Genomic DNA, 17,575 nt, shown 5'->3' with positions numbered 1-17,575 from the left:
GGCATAGCGGCAATCCCAGTAAATACGCCCCTCCAGTAAGGATTGGGGCGTTTTTTTTACCCCGCGCGGCGGGCATACTAAGGCCACTTGTTTGCCTGGTATCGCCCCGCTCATGTCCCGCGCCCTCGTAGCCCTGCTTTTCAGCCTTCTGCTCAGCCCGGTCGTGGCCGACGAACGCGCTGCCACCCAGCAACAACTGGAGCAGGCGCAGAAGGACATCACCGAGCTGAAGAAACTGCTGGGCGAGCTGCAGGCGGAGAAATCCGATGTGCAGAAGGCGCTGAAGAAAACCGAAAGCGAGATGGGCCAGCTGGAAAAGCAGGTCAAGGGCCTGCAGGAAGAACAGCAGAAGAGCCAGCAGGAACTGGAGCGACTCAACCAGGAGAAAAAAAAACTCCAGGACGCACGCCTTGAGCAGCAACGCCTGATCGGCATCCAGGCCCGCGCCGCCTACCAGAGCGGCCAGCAGGAATACGTCAAACTGCTGCTCAACCAGCAGCACCCGGAAAAGTTCAGCCGCACCCTCACCTACTACAACTACCTGAATCAGGCCCGTCTGGATCAGCTCGCCACCTTCAACGAAACCCTGCGCCAGCTGGGCAACGTCGAGCAGGACATCAACCAGCAACAACAGATGCTCGCCGAGCAGAGCAGCGCCCTGCAGGGCCGACGTGATCAGCTCGCCGCCGTGCGCCAGGAGCGCCAACAGGCTCTGAGCAAGCTGAACAAGGATCTGGCCAGTCGCGATGCCCGCCTCAAGGAGCGTCAGCAGGCCCAGACCCACCTCAACAACGTGCTCAAGACCATCGAGGAAACCCTGGCACGGCAAGCGCGCGAAGCCGCCGAACAGGCCGCCCGCGAGAAAGCCATGCTCGCCCAGCAGCTTCAGGAAAGCGCCAAGACCGGCAAGCCGGTCCCCCTGGGTCCGGCAGTCAGCACCGGGCAGAGCGTCGACGGCCCGTTCGCCAAAGCCCAGGGCCGCCTGCCGTGGCCGGTCAATGGCCGGCTCCTGGCGCGCTACGGCTCGGCCCGTGGCGATGATCCACGGGCCAAATGGGATGGCGTTCTGATCGGCGCCAGTGCCGGCAGCCAGGTGCGCGCCGTACACGGTGGACGCGTGGTGTTCGCCGACTGGCTGCGTGGCGCCGGGCTGCTGGTGATCGTTGATCACGGCGGCGGCTACCTGACCCTGTACGGACACAACCAGAGTTTGCTGAAAGATGCCGGCGATATCGTCAAGGCCGGCGACCCCATTGCCACAGTCGGCACCAGCGGCGGGCACAATCATCCCGCCTTGTACTTCGCCATTCGCCAGCAGGGTCGCGCCAGTGATCCGGCACGCTGGTGCCGGGCGCAAGGATAAGCGCCTCATTTTCAGGAGTTAGTCATGCCGCACCTGCCCCGCCTCACGCCCCTGGCCCTGTCCCTCGCCCTGCTGCTGGGTAGCGCGCCATTACTGGCGGCCGAGCAGTCGGCACCGGCCATCGAGGACACCGAAACCGGCAAGGCACCGCTGCCGCTGGAGGAGCTGCGCACCTTTGCCGAGGTCATGGACCGGGTCAAAGCCGCCTATGTTGAGCCGATCGACGACAAGACCCTGCTGGAAAACGCCATCAAGGGCATGCTCAGCAACCTCGACCCGCACTCCGCCTACCTGGAGCCGGAAGCCTTCGCCGAGCTGCAGGAAAGCACCAGCGGCGAGTTCGGCGGCCTCGGTGTGGAGATCGGTCAGGAGGACGGCTTCCTCAAGGTAATCTCGCCGATCGATGATTCCCCTGCCGCTGCAGCCGGCATTCAGGCTGGTGACTTCATCATCAAGATCGATGGCCAGCCGACCAAGGGACTGTCGATGATGGAAGCCGTGGAGAAGATGCGCGGCAAGCCGGGCACGGTGATCATCCTCACGCTGATCCGTGAAGGCGGCCAGCCGTTCGACGTCGAACTCAAGCGCGCCATCATCAAGACCAAGAGCGTCAAGAGTCAGCTGCTGGAAGGCGACTACGGCTACATCCGCATCAGCCAGTTCCAGGTCAACACCGGCGAGGAAGTCGGCAAGGCGCTGGCCAGTCTGAAGAAGGAAAACGGCGGCAAGAAACTCGGCGGTCTGGTGCTGGACCTGCGCAACAACCCCGGCGGCGTGCTGCAGGCCGCGGTGGAAGTCTCCGACCATTTCCTGACCAAAGGCCTGATCGTCTACACCAAGGGCCGCATTGCCAACTCGGAGCTGCGCTTCTCGGCCGACAAGGCCGATGCCAGCGAAGGCGTGCCGCTGGTGGTGCTGATCAACGGTGGCAGCGCCTCGGCCTCGGAAATCGTTGCCGGCGCTCTGCAGGATCACAAGCGCGGCATTCTCATGGGCACCGACAGCTTCGGCAAAGGCTCGGTACAGACCGTACTGCCACTGAACAATGACCGCGCTCTGAAGCTCACCACCGCCCTGTACTTCACGCCCAAGGGCCGCTCGATCCAGGCTCAGGGCATCATCCCCGACGTCGAAGTGCGCCGCGCCAAGCTGACCCGCGAGCAGGACGCCGAAACCTTCAAGGAAGCCGACCTGGCCGGCCACCTGGGCAACGGCAATGGCGGCGCGGACAAGCCCAGCAGCAAGAAGAACGAAGACAAGCCGCGACTGCAGGACGATGACTACCAACTGAGCCAGGCTCTCAACCTGCTCAAGGGTCTCAACGTGGCCCGTCAGCGCTAGGCAATCGGCAGGCAATCGGCAGGCAATAAAAAACCGGGCCATGGCCCGGTTTTTTATTGCCCTGCATTACTGGAGGTAGCTGTTGATCGCCTTATCGACAAAGCCTTCCTGACGCATCTGATCCAGCGTGGCCTGCAGCTTCTGCACCACTTCGTCTGGAGTTTCCTTGTTAAGTGCCAAAAACAATTCAGCCTGATTGAAACGCAAAACTGTCTTCAGATCACTTACCCCGGCCTGTTTGGCCAGATAGCGACCGGCTGGGTCACCAGTCGCCCACAGATCGATCTGCCCTTTGTTCAGACGATTGGCGTTCTCAATGTCGTTCAGTACGCTGTCCGCCGTGAGGCCTTTCTGCTGCAGGAATGCCTCGATGGCGTCGCCCTTGTACGCGCCGACACGGTAGGCCTTGGCCTCCTCCAGCGTCGTCAGGCTGATGCTCGTGTCAGCCTTGGCCAGCAGCACCCAGTCATCCGGACCGATCGGCCCCACCCACTTGAACAGCTCCTCGCGCTCGGGCAGTCGCGCCGTAACGAACACACCGTGATTGGGCTTTTCCAGCGCCAGCTTGTAGATACGGTCCCAGGGAAAGCGCAGGGTCAGGTGATACGGCACACCGGCGCGCTTGAACATCTCGCGCACCACATCAGCCGCGATACCCCGAATACCTTCGTCACGGGCGAAATTCTTGCCACTCTCTGCAAAGTTGTAGGGCGGGAAGTTCTCGGTCAGCAAGACCACTTGATAACCCGCCGGCAACTCGGCGCGCGCCACTCCGGCCAGAGCCAGACAGGCGATAAAGCAGGATAACCACAGGGATTTGCGCATGGCGTTGTCCTTTATCCAGAAACGATAAAACGGTCGTGAGCCTAGCAGACTAGGCTCACTGTCGCTTTCGACCAGGTCGCAGACGTCGCGTTAGCGCACCACAATGCCGCGCGATGCCAGATACGCCTTGGCCTCGGGCACGGTGTATTCACCAAAGTGGAAAATGCTCGCCGCCAGCACCGCATCGGCCTTGCCATCGAGGATGCCGGCAGCCAGGTGCTCCAGATTGCCGACGCCGCCCGAGGCGATCACCGGAATACCGACTGCCTCACTGATGGCGCGGGTTACACCGAGGTCGTAGCCACTCTTCACGCCGTCCTGGTCCATGCTGGTCAGGAGGATCTCACCTGCGCCGAGGTCCTCCATCTTCTTCGCCCAGAGCACCGCATCCAGCCCGGTCGGCTTGCGCCCGCCATGAGTGAAGATTTCCCAGCGTCCCGGAGCGACTTTCTTGGCGTCGATGGCGACGACGATGCACTGCGAACCGAAACGCGCAGCGGCCTCGCCGACAAACTCGGGGGTAAAGACAGCAGCCGTGTTGATGGACACCTTGTCGGCACCGGCATTGAGCAGGTTGCGGATGTCCTGCACGGTGCGCACGCCGCCACCTACGGTGAGCGGGATGAACACCTGACTGGCCATACGTTCCACCGTGTGCAGGGTGGTGTCGCGGCCGTCGACGCTGGCGGTGATATCGAGGAAGGTAATCTCGTCGGCACCCTGCTCGTCGTAGCGACGGGCAATTTCGACGGGATCTCCGGCATCGCGGATGTTCTCGAACTGCACGCCCTTGACCACGCGGCCATTGTCCACGTCGAGGCAGGGAATAATACGTTTAGCCAGCGCCATCTCAGCAGTCCTCAGCCTTTGAAGGAATCGCAGAAGGCTTGCGCCTCGGCGACATCCAGCGTGCCTTCATAGATGGCACGGCCGGTGATGGCGCCGATGATGCCGGGCGAACGGGCCAGCAGCAGCTTCTCGACATCGCCGAGGTTGTGGATACCGCCGGAGGCGATCACCGGAATCTTGCTGGCCGCCGCCAGAGCCGCGGTGGCCTCGACGTTACAGCCCTGCATCATGCCGTCTTTGGCGATATCGGTGTAAACGATGGCCGACACACCGTCAGCCTCGAAACGCTTGGCCAGATCAGTGGCCTGCACGCTCGACACCTCGGCCCAGCCGTCGGTGGCAACGAAGCCGTCTTTGGCATCCAGGCCGACGATCACCTTGCCCGGAAAGGCCTTGCAGGCCTCGGCCACGAACTCGGGCTCTTTAACAGCCTTGGTGCCGATGATCACGTAGCTGACGCCGGCTTTGACGTAGTGCTCGATGGTTTCCAGGGTACGGATGCCGCCGCCGATCTGGATCGGCAGGTTCGGGTAGCGCTTGGCGATCGCAGTGACCACCTCGCCATTGACCGGCTGACCTTCAAAGGCGCCGTTCAGGTCGACCAGGTGCAGACGGCGGCAGCCGCCCTCGACCCACTTGGCGGCCATGCTCACCGGGTCATCGGAGAACACCGTGGAGTCTTCCATGCGGCCCTGGCGCAGACGCACGCAGGCGCCGTCCTTGAGATCGATAGCGGGGATAATCAGCATCGGTTGAACCTGCTCAAGTCTTTAGAATCGGTGAAAGGTCAGCTCTTCTCGAGCGCCCACAAGTCGCTTTCGATACTGGCAAAGCGGTCGGACAGCACCGCCTGCACATCGGAAATCGCCTTGTTGTAGTAATGCGGGGCAATCTCGCGACTGATCAGATCGAGCACTTCCTGCACTTCGAATGAGCCCAGCTCGAGCTCGAAGCGATCGTCCAGAAAGCGCCCCAGTGCCTGCAGCGCGGCCTGCTGCTGGGCCCCTTCGAGCTCCAGCGGCGGCACTCTCTTGCCCCGGGTCATTTACGCACGGCCATTCCAGCCGATGAAATTCTGCAGCAGCTGCAGGCCATGGGTATGGCTCTTTTCCGGGTGGAACTGCACGGCGAACTTCGAGCCTTCGGCCAGCGCCGCGGCGAAGTCCTTGCCGTAGTGGCCACGACCAACCACCTGGGCCGGGTTGCCGGCCTCGATGTAGTAGCTGTGCACGAAGTAGAAACGGGCGCGGTTCGGAATGTCGTGCCAGAGCGGGTGATCGATCACCTGCTCGACTTCGTTCCACCCCATGTGCGGCACCTTCAGGTGCTCGCCGTCCTCGACCAGATCCTTGCCGAAGAAGCGCACCTTGCCGGGGAACAGGCTGATGCAGTCGACACCATCGTTCTCCTCGCTGTGCTCCAGCAGCGCCTGCATGCCGACGCAGATACCGAGGAAGGGGCGGTCCTGACTGACCTCACGTACCAGGCTGTCGAAGCCCAGGCGCCTGATCTCGGCCATGCAGTCGCGGATCGCACCGACACCGGGGAACACCACGCGGTCAGCCTCGCGGATCACCGCGGCGTCACTGGTCACCAGTACCTTGCCGGCACCCACATGCTCGAGAGCCTTGGCCACCGAGTGCAGGTTGCCCATGCCATAGTCGATTACTGCAACCGTCTGCATTTACAGGCAACCCTTGGTCGACGGCATCTGCCCGGCCATGCGCGGATCCAGCTCGCAGGCCATGCGCAGGGCGCGGCCGAAGGCCTTGAACACCGTCTCGATCTGGTGGTGGGTGTTGTGCCCGCGCAGGTTGTCGATGTGCAGGGTCACCAGGGCGTGGTTGACGAAGCCCTGGAAGAACTCCTGGAACAGGTCCACGTCGAAGCCGCCGACCACCGCACGGGTGAAGGGCACGTGCATCTGCAGACCGGGGCGGCCGGAGAAGTCGATCACCACGCGCGACAGGGCTTCGTCCAGCGGCACGTAGGAGTGGCCGTAACGGGTCATGCCCTTCTTGTCGCCGACGGCCTTGGCGAAAGCCTGGCCGAGGGTGATGCCGACGTCTTCCACTGTGTGGTGGTCGTCGATGTGCAGGTCACCCTTGCACTGGATGTCCAGGTCGATCAGGCCGTGGCGGGCGATCTGGTCGAGCATGTGCTCGAGGAAGGGCACGCCAATATCGAACCTGGCCTTGCCAGTGCCATCCAGATTGATCGAGACCTTGACCTGGGTCTCCAGGGTGTTGCGCTCGACGGATGCCGTACGTTCGGCCATCACCAGCTCCCGAAAATGCTTGCGGAAAAGGCCGGCATTATAGGCGTTGCGGCCAGTTGACGGCTACCGCAAGCAGGCGGATGGCGTGCTATCGGCGCAATAGCGCAGAAGCTGCGCCGTCATGCCGGCCCGACAGGCGCCACAGCCACAGCAGACAGGCCAGCGGCACAGCTGCCATAGCCAGCGCCAGCGGCCACTGCGCGGGCGCCAGCCACAGCCCCCACAGCGCGAGCAGAACCAGCAGCGCGAACAGGCGCAGCCGCTCCAGCCACCAGAGGCGCGCACGCCCCTCGAACAGCGCGCCCAGACTGACACAGGTGCCCAGTACAGCCAGCGCCAGCAACACCGCCTGCCACAGCGCCGCCTGCCTGACGCTGGCGAGAAAGGCCAGCGCCATGCCGTTGAGCAACAGGAACTGGACCAGAGCATAGGCCTTGAGGCCGGCCGGCGTCGCCTCGGCAAACTTGTCCGCGCCCATCTTCGGCCATGGTTGCTGGCGCACATCCTCCGGGCGCCAGCCGGTCGGCATCCACCACAGGCGCAGCTTGTCCCACCAACTATGCGTGGCCACGGCATCGGCCCAGAGCAGACGCCACCAAGAAAACTGCAGGGCGATGGCGTCGAAGGTACGCACCGGCGTGGTCACGCCATAACGCACCGGCTCGACTTCCTCGGCAAAGGTACCGAACAGCTTGTCCCAGACGATGAACACGCCACCGTGATTCCTGTCGATGTAGCAGTCGTTCTGGCCGTGGTGCACTCGGTGATGACTCGGCGTGACGATGAGTTTTTCCAGCCAGCCCATGCGTTCGATGTGCTGGGTATGAATCCAAAACTGGTAGGCCAGCTGAATGCCGAGCAGCAGCAGGAACAGCGGCAGCGGCAGACCCAGCAGCGCCAGCGGCAGGTAGAACGGCCAGTCGAAGGCCGTCTGAAAGGCGCCCTTGCGCAGCGCCGTGGACAGATTGAAGTCCTCGCTGGAGTGATGCGGCTGGTGCGCACCCCACAGCAGGTTGTAGCGATGCAGGCTGCGGTGCGCCCAGTAGAAGCACAGGTCCACCGCGACAAAACCGAGCACCCAGACCCAGGGCTGCGTCGGGTCGAGCGTCCACAGCCGCGCGTGCTCGTACAGCCAGGCATAGGGAATGATCAGCAACAGACGCAGCGGCCCTTCCAGCAGCACGCGCAGCACGGCGGTGTTGATACTGGTGGCACTGTCCGCCAGACGCCAGGTGTGCCGTCCGCTGACACGCTCATAGGCCAGCTCCAGCAGCATCAGCAGCACGTACAGGGGAAACGCCAGGATGGCGACGTTCATGGACACCTCAGCATTCTTGTTATGCTCGCTAGCCTAACCGGCACACCCGGGCACCGGGATGGCCGTACCTGCCAAAGTACCGCACCGGATACGCCATGGCTGATCGCGACCAACCGCACTACGACATCCTCATCATAGGCGCCGGCGCCCTTGGTCTGGCCTGCGCCGCACGTCTGGCGCAAACGGGCAGGCGCGTCCTGATCCTGGAGCGCGAAGGGCTGATCGGCAGCCACACCTCCAGCCGCAACTCCGAAGTCATCCACGCCGGCCTCTACTACCCACCCGGCTCGCTCAAGGCCGAACTCTGCCGGGAAGGCCGCGAGCGCCTGTACGCCTGGTGCGCGCAGCATCAGGTCGGCCACCGGCGTATCGGCAAGCTGCTGGTGGCCGTTGCGCCGGAGGAACTCGGCAAACTGGAAAGCCTGCAGGCCAATGCCAAGGCGTGCGGCCTGCCCGAACTGCCCACACTTGACAGCGCCCATCTGGTCCGCCGCGAGCCTGCCCTGCGCGGCATCGCCGCCCTGCATTCGCCGGACACCGGCATCCTCGACAGTCACGCCTACCTGCAATCGCTGCTGGGTGTCGCCGAGCAACGCGGCGCCGAGCTGATTCTGCACAGCCGCGTCGATCGACTGCAGCGCCAGAACGGTCACTGGCTGGCGCATGGCCATAGCCAGGGCGAGGCCTTCAGCCTCTCGGCGGACTGGGTGATCAACGCCGCCGGCCTTTTCGCCCAGACACTGGCCGAGCACACCGAAGGCCTGAATACTGCGCTGATCCCGCGCCTGCAACTGTGTCAGGGCCGCTACTTCAGCTATCGCGGGCGCAGCCCGTTCCAGCAGCTGATCTACCCGATGCCCGAGGCCAATACCGCCGGACTGGGCATCCACGCCACCCTGGACCTCGCAGGCCAGCTGCGCTTCGGCCCGGATGTGCATTACCTGGAGCAGATCGACTACCAGGTCGACGAGCAGCTGCGCCCGACGTTCGCCCGCGCCATCTCGCGATACTTCCCGGGCCTCGATCCCGACCGCCTGCAGCCGGCCTACAGCGGCGTACGGCCGAAACTCTCAGGCCCCGGGGAACCGGCCGCCGACTTCGTTATCCAAAGCCAACACGAGCACGGCCTGAGCGGCCTGATCAACCTGTTCGGCATCGAGTCACCGGGGCTGACCGCCAGCCTGGCCATCGCCGAGCGCATTGCCCGCCTGCTCTGAAGGCGCGCAGGTATACTCGCCCGACAATCACCGCGCACTCGCACCTTTCATACAGCACCTAAGGAACGGTCCATGAAATCACTCGGCAAAATCCTCGGCCTGCTACTCCTGGGAATCTTGCTGATCCTGGCGGCGCTGGGCTTTGCCCTGACCCACCTGTTCGATCCCAACGACTACAAGGACGAGATCCAGCAGCTGGCGCGGGACAAGGCCAATCTGGAGCTGTCGATCCGCGGTGATATCGGCTGGAGCCTGTTCCCCTGGCTCGGCCTGGAACTGACCGACACCACCCTGGCCAGCGCCAGCACTCCGGACAAGCCTTTCGCCGACCTGCGCCTGCTCGGTCTGTCGGTGCGCGTGCTGCCGCTGCTGCGCAAGGAAGTGCAGATGAGCGACATCCGTGTCGACGGCCTCAATCTGACCCTGCAGCGCGACAAGGACGGCCACGGCAACTGGGAGCAGATCGGCCGCCCGGCCGCCGCGCCGGCCAGCCAGACTCCGGCTGCCAACAACACCGACACTGCTCCTGCCACGGCGGAAAATAACGGCGCCAGTCCGCTGCGCATGGACATCGACAGCCTGACCCTGAGCAACGCCCGCTTCGACTATCAGGATGCGCGCAGCGGCCGGCAGTTCACCGCCGAAGCCGTCGAGCTGGCCACCGGCGCCATCCGTGAAGGCAGCCCCATCCCCGTGACACTCAGCGCCTATCTGGGCAGCAACCAGCCGGTAGTGCGCGCCAAGACCGAACTGCAGGCCAAGCTGCGCTTCGACCGCGCCCTCAAGCGTTATCAGCTGGAAGATCTCAAGCTCAACGGCGAGGCCGCCGGCGAACCCTTTAAAGGCAAGACCCTGACCTTTGCCGCTCAGGGCCAGCTGCTGGCCGACCTGGCCGCCGGCGTTGCCGAATGGAACAGCCTGAAGCTCTCGGCCAATCAGTTGCGCGCCATTGGCGAACTGAAAGTGCACGGCCTCAACCAGGAACCGCAGGTTGAAGGCGGCCTGTCGGTTGCCGCCTTCAACCTGCGCGAATTCCTCGACGGCGTCGGCGTCAGCCTGCCGCCCATGCAGGACGGGGAAACCCTCAAGCGCTTCGAGCTGACCAGCAAACTGAGCGGCTCGGCCAAGCACCTGAAACTGGACGAGCTGCAACTTGGCCTCGACCAGACCAAGGCCAGCGGCCAACTGGAAATCGCCGATTTCAGCCGTCAGGCACTGCGCCTGAACCTCAAGCTCGACCAGCTCAACCTCGACCGCTACCTGCCGGCCAAACAGGCGGACAGCGCCAGCGCCGCACGCCAGCAGCAGGTCAAGGAAGCCCTCGCCAAGGCCGGCACAGCGGGCACCAGCGAACTGCCGGCGGCACCTAACCAGCAGGCCTGGAGCGAGAAGCGCCTGCTGCCTGTCGACAGCCTCAAGCCCCTCGACCTGCAGGCCGACATCGCCGCCAAGCAACTGACCCTGCGCCAGCTGCCGCTGGAGGCCGTGCAGATCAAGCTGCAGGCGCAGCACGGCATCCTCCAGCTCAGCGAGCTGCGTGGAGAGCTGTATCAGGGCCAGTTCGACAGCGAAGCGAGCATCGACCTCAATCCGGCCATCCCCCAGTGGCAGATCCGCAAGCAGCTGCAGCGCCTGCCGGTGGACAAGGTCTTCAGCGCCCTTGGCGAGAAACCACCCGTGCGCGGCCTGCTCGACTTCACCACCCAGCTGAGCGCCCAGGGCAACAGCGAGAAGGCGCTGATCGACAGCCTCGACGGCAAGGCCGACTTCGAGCTGCTGGATGGCGCCCTGCTCGATGCGAATCTGGAACAGCAGGTCTGCCGCGGCATCGCCACGCTCAACCAGAAGAGCCTGAGCGGCAGCCACGGCGGCCAGGACACACCGTTCCACAACCTCAAGGGCAGCCTGATCTTCAACGACGGCGTCGCCCACAACCCGGACCTGGTGGCCAACATCCCCGGCGTCAGCGTTGCCGGCGCGGGCGACCTCGACCTGCGCGTACTGGGTCTGGATTACCGCGTAGGCGTGACGCTGGAAGGTGACAAGAGCGAGATGCCGGACCCGGCCTGCCAGGTCAACGAGCGCTATGTCGGCATCCAGTGGCCACTGCTCTGCCGCGGACCGCTGGAGCTGGGCGCCAAGGCCTGCCGCCTGGACAAGGACGGTCTGGGCAAGATCGCCGCCAAACTGGCCGGCGACCGCCTCAACCAGAAGATCGAAGAAAAGCTCGGCGATAAGGTCAGCCCGGAACTGAAGGACGCCCTCAAGGGCCTGTTCAACCGATGACACCTGAGCAGTTCAACAGCGCCGTGCTGGCCTGGTACGACCAGCACGGCCGCAAGGATCTGCCCTGGCAGCAGGGCATTACGCCGTATCGCGTCTGGGTCTCGGAAATCATGCTACAGCAGACCCAGGTCAGCACCGTACTGAACTACTTCGACCGCTTCATGCAGGCCCTGCCCAGCGTGCAGGACCTGGCCGCCGCGCCGGAAGACGAAGTGCTGCACCTGTGGACGGGGCTGGGGTACTACACCCGCGCCCGCAACCTGCAGAAAGCGGCGCAGATCGTGGTCAGCGAGCACGGCGGCGAATTCCCACGCTCGGTCGAGCAACTGGCCGAGCTGCCCGGCATCGGTCGCTCCACCGCCGGCGCCATTGCCAGTCTTTCCATGGGCCTGCGCGCACCGATCCTCGATGGCAACGTCAAACGCGTGCTGGCGCGCTATGCCGCGCAGCCCGGCTACCCGGGCGAGCCCAAGGTCGCCGCGCAGCTGTGGCAACTGGCCGAAACGCTGACCCCGCAGGAGCGCGTCAACCACTACACCCAGGCGATGATGGACCTGGGCGCCACCCTCTGCACCCGCAGCAAGCCCAGCTGCCTTCTGTGCCCCGTGCGCGCCGGCTGTCGCGCACACCTGCTCGGCCGGGAAACCGCCTTTCCCGAAGCCAAGCCGCGCAAAGCCCTGCCGCAGAAACGCACACTGATGCCGCTGCTGGTCAACACTCAGGGCGAAGTCCTGCTCTATCGCCGCCCGTCGAGCGGATTGTGGGGCGGCCTGTGGAGCCTGCCGGAGCTGGATGAACCTGCGGCCATCGACACCCTGGCCGCCGAGCGGCAACTGCAACTGGGCGAGCGCCGCGCCCTTGCCCCACTCAGCCACACCTTCAGCCACTTCCAGCTGGCCATCGAGCCCTGGTTGGTCATGGTCGAGCAGGCCGCCCCCGGCGTGGCCGAAGGCGAGTGGCTCTGGTATAACCTCGCCAGCCCGCCGCGCCTGGGCCTCGCCGCCCCGGTGAAGAAACTGCTCAAGCGCGCCGCTGACGAATTGCCTGCTGGAGAGCTGTCATGACCCGCACCGTGAATTGCCGCAAGTACAACGAAGAACTCCCCGGCCTCGACCGCCCGCCCTACCCGGGCGCCAAAGGGGAGGACATCTTCAACAACATCTCGAAAAAAGCCTGGGACGAGTGGCAGAAGCACCAGACCATGCTGATCAACGAACGCCGGCTAAACATGATGAACGCCGAGGACCGCAAGTTCCTCCAGGCGGAAATGGACAAGTTCTTCTCCGGCCAGGAATACGCCCAGGCCGAGGGTTATGTCCCGCCGAGCGCGTAAGCGCCCGTCCCACCTGAAAAAATTTTCACATTCAGGTTGACACCCCCCGGCGAAATCCGTTTAATAGCGCCCCGTTGCCCAGGTAGCTCAGTCGGTAGAGCAGGGGATTGAAAATCCCCGTGTCGGCGGTTCGATTCCGTCCCTGGGCACCACTAATACCGAGAAACCCCAAGCGAAGTTAAATTCCTTGGGGTTTTTTATTGCCTGATGATTTTGTACGCGAAGCCGGCATTCGTCCGAACTACGACCCGGCAGTCGGCGCACTCTTCGTTAGCTGCGTGAAAAGTTGCAGTCATTTGTTCACAGGCGACAAGCCGCTGCGGTGATGCGACAAGCCGCCGCAATCTCGACTGCTCAGCCATGGAGCCCGCTTGGCTGGCGCGAATCCGCTGTGCTAGGTTCGACTCTAGCCAGGACGGCCGGAACATTCGGAAACCATTAACAAGAAGAGAAATGTCATGGCCGAGGCCACCCCAGCACTGGAAATTCGCAATCTGCACAAGCGCTATGGCGACCTCGAGGTGATCAAGGGCATTTCCCTCACCGCGCGCGACGGCGACGTGATCTCCATCCTCGGCTCTTCCGGGTCCGGCAAGTCGACCTTTCTGCGTTGCATCAACCTGCTCGAATCGCCCCATCAGGGCCAGATTTTCGTCGCCGGCGAAGAGCTCAAGCTCAAGCCCGGGAAAAATGGCGACCTGATCGCCGCCGACAACAAGCAGATCAATCGCCTGCGCAGCGAGATCGGCTTTGTCTTCCAGAACTTCAATCTCTGGCCGCACATGACCATCCTCGACAACATCATCGAGGCACCGCGCCGCGTGTTGGGGCAGAGCCGGGCCGAAGCCACCGAAGTGGCCGAAGCCCTGCTGGCCAAGGTCGGCATTGCCGACAAGCGCCACAGCTACCCGAATCAGCTCTCCGGCGGCCAGCAGCAGCGCGCCGCGATTGCCCGCACCCTGGCCATGCAGCCCAAGGTCATCCTGTTCGACGAGCCGACTTCAGCCCTCGACCCGGAAATGGTCCAAGAAGTGCTTAATGTGATCCGCGCGCTGGCCGATGAAGGTCGCACTATGCTGTTGGTCACCCACGAAATGAACTTCGCCCGCCAGGTGTCGAGCGAAGTAGTGTTCCTCCATCAAGGTCTGGTGGAAGAACAGGGGACGCCGGAGCAGGTGTTCACCAACCCGCAGTCGGCGCGCTGCAAACAGTTCATGTCCAGCCACCATTAACGGAGCTTTACCGTATGAAGAGCTACAAGAAGATTCTGCTGGCCGTCACCGCCACCCTGGCCTTCGGTACTCAGGCAGTTGCGGCCGACAAGCTGCGCATCGGCACCGAGGGTGCCTACCCTCCCTTCAACCTGATTGATGCCAGCGGCAAGGTCGTCGGTTTCGACGTCGACATCGCCAACGCCCTGTGCGCCAAGATGAAGGTCGAGTGTGAAGTGGTCACCTCCGACTGGGACGGCATCATCCCGGCCCTCAATGCCAGCAAGTTCGACTTCATCGTCGCTTCGATGTCGATCACCGAGGAGCGCAAGCAGGCCGTCGATTTCACCGACCCCTACTACACCAACAAGCTGCAGTTCATCGGCCCGAAAGGCACCGAGTTCAAGACCGACAAGGCCGGCCTGAAGGGCAAGGTCATCGGTGCGCAGCGCGCCACCATCGCCGGCACCTGGGCTGAGGACAACCTCGGCGACGCCATCGAGCTGAAACTCTATGACACCCAGGAAAATGCCTACCTCGACCTGGCCTCCGGCCGCGTCGATGGCGTACTGGCTGACACCTTCGTCAACTGGGAATGGCTGAAGAGCGATGCCGGCAAAGGCTTCGAGTTCAAGGGAGACCCGGTCTTCGACAACGACAAGATCGGCATCGCCGTGCGCAAGAACGATGCGCTGCGCGAGAAGCTCAATGCTGCTCTGAAGGAAATCGTGGCTGACGGCACCTACAAGCAGATCAACGACAAGTACTTCCCCTTCAGCATCCTCTGACCGACCGGCTAGTGCTGCCCCATGGGCAGCACTAGCCCGGAGCAGTACTCTCCATGATTGATCTACACGGCTTCGGACCGGCCCTGGCCGCCGGCACGCTCATGACCATCAAGCTGGCGCTCACCGCGCTGGCCATCGGCCTGGTGCTGGGGCTTTCCGGCGCACTGGCCAAGACTTCGCAGAACCCTATTCTCAGCACGATCGGCGGACTCTATTCGACCATCGTGCGCGGCGTACCCGAACTGCTCTGGGTATTGCTGATGTATTTCGGCACCGTCAACCTGATGCGCGCCCTCGGCCAATGGCTGGGCATGCCGCAACTGGAGTTGAGTGCCTTTGCCGCCGGCTCCATCGCCCTCGGCCTGTGCTTTGGCGCCTACGCCACGGAAGTGTTCCGCGGCGCCCTGCTGGCCATTCCACGCGGCCACCGCGAGGCCGGCCAGGCGCTGGGCATGTCCCGCCCCCGCATTTTCTGGCGCATCATCCTGCCGCAGATGTGGCGCATCGCCCTGCCGGGGCTGGGCAACCTGTTCATGATCCTGATGAAGGACACCGCACTGGTCTCAGTGATCGGCCTGGAGGAAATCATGCGCCGCTCGCAGATTGCCGTGACCGCCACCAAGGAACCGTTCACCTTCTTCCTGGTCGCCGCCTTCATCTATCTGGGCCTCACGGTCATCGCCATGACGGCCATGCACTTCCTTGAGCGCCGCGCCGCCCGTGGTTTTGTGAGGAGCGCCTAATGAACTGGGAAGTCATCATCAAGTGGTTCCCACGCCTGCTCGAAGGTGCTGCACTGACGCTGGAGCTGGTCGCCATTTCGGTCGTCGCCGGTCTGCTGCTGGCCATTCCGCTGGGCATCGCCCGCTCCTCGACGCACTGGTACGTACGCGCCCTGCCCTACGGCTACATTTTCTTCTTTCGTGGCACCCCGCTGCTGGTGCAGCTGTTTCTGGTCTACTACGGCGTGGCGCAGTTCGATGCCATACGTCAGGGGCCGCTGTGGCCGTATCTGCGCGACCCGTTCTGGTGCGCGGTAATAACTATGACCCTGCACACGGCGGCCTACATCGCCGAAATCCTGCGCGGCGCCATCCAGGCCATCCCGCCGGGTGAAATCGAAGCGGCACGGGCCCTGGGCATGTCCAAGTGGCAGACACTGTTTTACATCGTCATGCCTCGTGCCACGCGCATCGGCCTGCCGGCCTACTCCAACGAGGTGATCCTGATGCTCAAGGCCAGCGCCCTGGCCAGCACCATCACCCTGCTGGACCTGACCGGCATGGCACGCACCATCATCGCCCGCACCTACCTGCCGGTAGAGATCTTCTTCGCCGCCGGCATGCTCTACCTGCTGATCGCGTACATTCTGGTGCGCGCCTTCAAGCTGCTGGAGCGGAAGCTGCGGGTGGATGCCAGCCAACAGGGGCGCTAAACGCGCCCTGACCAGCATGTCTGATTCGTTCGTCTCGCCACTGGCGCAGCAGTTTGCTGCGCTGGATGACTTTCTCATCGAACACCAGGCACTGTGGCGGCCACGCCCCTTTACCGAACGACATCTCGCCTGGGAGCAGGAACACCCTGAACTGGCGAGATGGCTGCGCGCCCGCAGCCTGGAGCAGGCCGAGGCCGCGCATAATCACCCCGAGCAACTGCCGGCGCCCGAGCCATTCGCCAGCCTGGCATGTCAGTCCAGCGCCCTGAGCCATCTGCCCACGCTGCCACAGCATCAACTGCCCGCCAGCCCGCCACGACTCTCCGTAGATGTTCCCGGCCGCAAGTGGCAGCAGATCCAGGCCTTCGCCAGTCATCTGAGTTTTACCCAGCCACCAAGCCACTGGCTGGACTGGTGCGCCGGGAAAGGCCATCTCGGTCGACTGCTGGCCAGCAATGGCAGCCAGCTGACCTGCCTGGAATGGGATCCACAACTGGTCGCCAGTGGCCAACAGCTGAGCCAGCGCGCCGGCATCCATGCTCAACACCAGCAACAGGATGTGCTCGCCGCAGACACTGCCCAGCACCTGCACAGCGAACATTGCCCAGTCGCCCTGCATGCCTGCGGCGACCTGCACGTACAACTGCTCAAGCTGGCCAGCCAGTCGGGCTGCCGGCAATTGGCCGTCGTGCCCTGCTGCTACAACCGAATCCGCAGCAGCCAGTACCAGCCACTCTCCGAGACGGCAAAAGCCTCCAGCCTGCAGCTCAGCGTGGAGGACCTGCGCCTGCCACTCAGCGAAACGGTCACAGCCGGCGCCCGCGTGCGCCGCCAGCGCGACCAGTCGATGGCCTGGCGTCTTGGCTTCGACCTGTTGCAACGCGAGCTGCGTCAATGCGACGAATACCTGCCCACGCCGTCACTGCCGGGTGACTGGCTGCAAAAATCCTTCGCCCAGTTCTGCCTTGACCTTGCAACCCTCAAAAAACTACCAACCGTAACCACATGGGACTGGCAAGCCCTTGAAGCCGCAGGCTGGCAACGCCTTGCCGAAGTGCGCAATCTGGAACTACTGCGCAGCCTGTTCCGCCGCCCGCTGGAGATCTGGCTGCTGCTCGACCGCGCCCTCTACCTTGAAGAACAGGGCTACCGGGTGCAGCTTGGCGAGTTTTGCGACAGCAGCCTGACACCACGCAATATCCTGCTGCTCGGCGAGCGCTTACCCACAAAGTCTGTGGATAACTCTGGGGATAGTCACTGAACAGATCGCGCCAGAGCCCACGCGACAAGACCTCTAACTGACTGCCGAATTTTCACCCAGTAGATTTTTC

The 17,575-nt window shown here is 63.6% G+C and carries 18 protein-coding genes and 1 tRNA gene; 12 read left to right on the top strand and 7 right to left on the bottom strand.

Annotated features, from left to right (window positions below; all coding sequences use genetic code 11):
• Positions 1–112 precede the first annotated feature (112 nt).
• Both CK486_RS08795 and CK486_RS08790 read left to right on the top strand, forming a co-directional pair.
• A complete protein-coding gene (locus CK486_RS08795) occupies positions 113–1,363 on the top strand; it encodes a murein hydrolase activator EnvC (protein WP_095939913.1) in 1,251 nt (416 codons plus the stop codon).
• A 24-nt stretch (positions 1,364–1,387) separates the two neighbouring features.
• Complete coding sequence (locus CK486_RS08790; RefSeq protein ID WP_095939912.1) at positions 1,388–2,704, top strand: S41 family peptidase; 1,317 nt, start codon at positions 1,388–1,390, stop codon at positions 2,702–2,704.
• Positions 2,705–2,770: 66 nt separating this feature from the next.
• On the opposite strand, the gene CK486_RS08785 is transcribed toward CK486_RS08790, so the two are convergent.
• The 7 genes from CK486_RS08785 to CK486_RS08755 all read right to left on the bottom strand — a co-directional run bounded on the left by CK486_RS08785 (position 2,771) and on the right by CK486_RS08755 (position 7,974).
• On the bottom strand, positions 2,771–3,529 hold the full coding sequence (locus CK486_RS08785) for an ABC transporter substrate-binding protein (protein ID WP_095939911.1): 759 nt from the start codon (positions 3,527–3,529) through the stop codon (positions 2,771–2,773).
• Positions 3,530–3,619: 90 nt separating this feature from the next.
• Positions 3,620–4,378, bottom strand: a complete 759-nt coding sequence (hisF, locus tag CK486_RS08780) for an imidazole glycerol phosphate synthase subunit HisF (RefSeq protein WP_095939910.1) — start codon at positions 4,376–4,378, stop codon at positions 3,620–3,622.
• Positions 4,379–4,389: 11 nt separating this feature from the next.
• On the bottom strand, positions 4,390–5,127 hold the full coding sequence (gene hisA, locus CK486_RS08775; protein ID WP_095939909.1) for a 1-(5-phosphoribosyl)-5-[(5-phosphoribosylamino)methylideneamino]imidazole-4-carboxamide isomerase: 738 nt from the start codon (positions 5,125–5,127) through the stop codon (positions 4,390–4,392).
• Between the two features lie 38 nt (positions 5,128–5,165).
• A complete protein-coding gene (locus CK486_RS08770) occupies positions 5,166–5,423 on the bottom strand; it encodes a DUF2164 domain-containing protein (protein ID WP_095939908.1) in 258 nt (85 codons plus the stop codon).
• On the bottom strand, positions 5,424–6,062 hold the full coding sequence (gene hisH, locus CK486_RS08765; RefSeq protein ID WP_095939907.1) for an imidazole glycerol phosphate synthase subunit HisH: 639 nt from the start codon (positions 6,060–6,062) through the stop codon (positions 5,424–5,426).
• Complete coding sequence (gene hisB / locus CK486_RS08760; protein ID WP_095939906.1) at positions 6,063–6,656, bottom strand: imidazoleglycerol-phosphate dehydratase HisB; 594 nt, start codon at positions 6,654–6,656, stop codon at positions 6,063–6,065.
• A gap of 88 nt (positions 6,657–6,744) precedes the next feature.
• Complete coding sequence (locus tag CK486_RS08755; RefSeq protein WP_095939905.1) at positions 6,745–7,974, bottom strand: sterol desaturase family protein; 1,230 nt, start codon at positions 7,972–7,974, stop codon at positions 6,745–6,747.
• Between the two features lie 95 nt (positions 7,975–8,069).
• Between CK486_RS08755 and CK486_RS08750 the strand changes: the two genes are divergently transcribed.
• The 10 genes from CK486_RS08750 to CK486_RS08705 all read left to right on the top strand — a co-directional run bounded on the left by CK486_RS08750 (position 8,070) and on the right by CK486_RS08705 (position 17,505).
• Positions 8,070–9,191 carry an NAD(P)/FAD-dependent oxidoreductase gene (locus CK486_RS08750; RefSeq protein ID WP_095939904.1) on the top strand — a complete coding sequence of 374 codons (1,122 nt, stop codon included), beginning with the start codon at positions 8,070–8,072 and terminating at the stop codon, positions 9,189–9,191.
• Between the two features lie 72 nt (positions 9,192–9,263).
• Positions 9,264–11,477 (top strand): AsmA family protein, encoded by a 2,214-nt coding sequence (locus CK486_RS08745; RefSeq protein WP_095939903.1) that lies wholly within the window; start codon positions 9,264–9,266, stop codon positions 11,475–11,477.
• Positions 11,474–12,541: an A/G-specific adenine glycosylase gene (gene mutY / locus CK486_RS08740; protein ID WP_095939902.1), complete on the top strand. Its 1,068-nt coding sequence runs from the start codon at positions 11,474–11,476 to the stop codon at positions 12,539–12,541. The genes CK486_RS08745 and mutY overlap by 4 nt, the downstream gene beginning before the upstream one ends.
• Entirely contained in the window at positions 12,538–12,810 is a 273-nt protein-coding gene (locus tag CK486_RS08735; RefSeq protein ID WP_095939901.1) for an oxidative damage protection protein, read from the top strand. The genes mutY and CK486_RS08735 overlap by 4 nt, the downstream gene beginning before the upstream one ends.
• A gap of 76 nt (positions 12,811–12,886) precedes the next feature.
• Positions 12,887–12,962 (top strand) — tRNA-Phe (locus CK486_RS08730).
• 306 nt (positions 12,963–13,268) lie between these two features.
• On the top strand, positions 13,269–14,042 hold the full coding sequence (locus tag CK486_RS08725) for an ABC transporter ATP-binding protein (RefSeq protein WP_095939900.1): 774 nt from the start codon (positions 13,269–13,271) through the stop codon (positions 14,040–14,042).
• Between the two features lie 14 nt (positions 14,043–14,056).
• Positions 14,057–14,809, top strand: coding sequence for an ABC transporter substrate-binding protein (locus tag CK486_RS08720; RefSeq protein ID WP_095939899.1), 753 nt, complete (start codon positions 14,057–14,059; stop codon positions 14,807–14,809).
• Positions 14,810–14,862: 53 nt separating this feature from the next.
• Entirely contained in the window at positions 14,863–15,552 is a 690-nt protein-coding gene (locus CK486_RS08715; RefSeq protein WP_095939898.1) for an ABC transporter permease, read from the top strand.
• Positions 15,552–16,244 (top strand): ABC transporter permease, encoded by a 693-nt coding sequence (locus tag CK486_RS08710; protein WP_095939897.1) that lies wholly within the window; start codon positions 15,552–15,554, stop codon positions 16,242–16,244. Before CK486_RS08715 ends, CK486_RS08710 begins: the two co-directional genes overlap by 1 nt.
• Before the next feature lie 16 nt (positions 16,245–16,260).
• Positions 16,261–17,505, top strand: a complete 1,245-nt coding sequence (locus CK486_RS08705; RefSeq protein WP_095940007.1) for a methyltransferase — start codon at positions 16,261–16,263, stop codon at positions 17,503–17,505.
• Positions 17,506–17,575: the final 70 nt, after the last annotated feature.

It is taken from the genome of Pseudomonas sp. HAR-UPW-AIA-41 (assembly GCF_002304225.1).
Taxonomy (GTDB): Bacteria; Pseudomonadota; Gammaproteobacteria; order Pseudomonadales; family Pseudomonadaceae; genus Aquipseudomonas.
The sequence above is the reverse complement of the archived record's forward strand: the minus strand, read 5'-3'. Positions and strand labels throughout refer to the sequence as shown.

Excerpts from the sequence above, each read along its gene's own strand:
- hisF (WP_095939910.1), bottom strand. The coding sequence starts at position 4,378 with ATGGCGCTGGCTAAACGTATTATTCCCTGCCTCGACGTGGACAATGGC.
- CK486_RS08795 (WP_095939913.1), top strand. The coding sequence starts at position 113 with ATGTCCCGCGCCCTCGTAGCCCTGCTTTTCAGCCTTCTGCTCAGCCCG.
- CK486_RS08715 (WP_095939898.1), top strand. The coding sequence starts at position 14,863 with ATGATTGATCTACACGGCTTCGGACCGGCCCTGGCCGCCGGCACGCTC.
- CK486_RS08720 (WP_095939899.1), top strand. The coding sequence starts at position 14,057 with ATGAAGAGCTACAAGAAGATTCTGCTGGCCGTCACCGCCACCCTGGCC.
- CK486_RS08745 (WP_095939903.1), top strand. The coding sequence starts at position 9,264 with ATGAAATCACTCGGCAAAATCCTCGGCCTGCTACTCCTGGGAATCTTG.
- CK486_RS08725 (WP_095939900.1), top strand. The coding sequence starts at position 13,269 with ATGGCCGAGGCCACCCCAGCACTGGAAATTCGCAATCTGCACAAGCGC.
- CK486_RS08750 (WP_095939904.1), top strand. The coding sequence starts at position 8,070 with ATGGCTGATCGCGACCAACCGCACTACGACATCCTCATCATAGGCGCC.
- hisH (WP_095939907.1), bottom strand. The coding sequence starts at position 6,062 with ATGCAGACGGTTGCAGTAATCGACTATGGCATGGGCAACCTGCACTCG.
- hisB (WP_095939906.1), bottom strand. The coding sequence starts at position 6,656 with ATGGCCGAACGTACGGCATCCGTCGAGCGCAACACCCTGGAGACCCAG.
- CK486_RS08705 (WP_095940007.1), top strand. The coding sequence starts at position 16,261 with ATGTCTGATTCGTTCGTCTCGCCACTGGCGCAGCAGTTTGCTGCGCTG.
- CK486_RS08785 (WP_095939911.1), bottom strand. The coding sequence starts at position 3,529 with ATGCGCAAATCCCTGTGGTTATCCTGCTTTATCGCCTGTCTGGCTCTG.
- CK486_RS08755 (WP_095939905.1), bottom strand. The coding sequence starts at position 7,974 with ATGAACGTCGCCATCCTGGCGTTTCCCCTGTACGTGCTGCTGATGCTG.
- hisA (WP_095939909.1), bottom strand. The coding sequence starts at position 5,127 with ATGCTGATTATCCCCGCTATCGATCTCAAGGACGGCGCCTGCGTGCGT.
- CK486_RS08710 (WP_095939897.1), top strand. The coding sequence starts at position 15,552 with ATGAACTGGGAAGTCATCATCAAGTGGTTCCCACGCCTGCTCGAAGGT.
- CK486_RS08790 (WP_095939912.1), top strand. The coding sequence starts at position 1,388 with ATGCCGCACCTGCCCCGCCTCACGCCCCTGGCCCTGTCCCTCGCCCTG.
- CK486_RS08770 (WP_095939908.1), bottom strand. The coding sequence starts at position 5,423 with ATGACCCGGGGCAAGAGAGTGCCGCCGCTGGAGCTCGAAGGGGCCCAG.
- mutY (WP_095939902.1), top strand. The coding sequence starts at position 11,474 with ATGACACCTGAGCAGTTCAACAGCGCCGTGCTGGCCTGGTACGACCAG.
- CK486_RS08735 (WP_095939901.1), top strand. The coding sequence starts at position 12,538 with ATGACCCGCACCGTGAATTGCCGCAAGTACAACGAAGAACTCCCCGGC.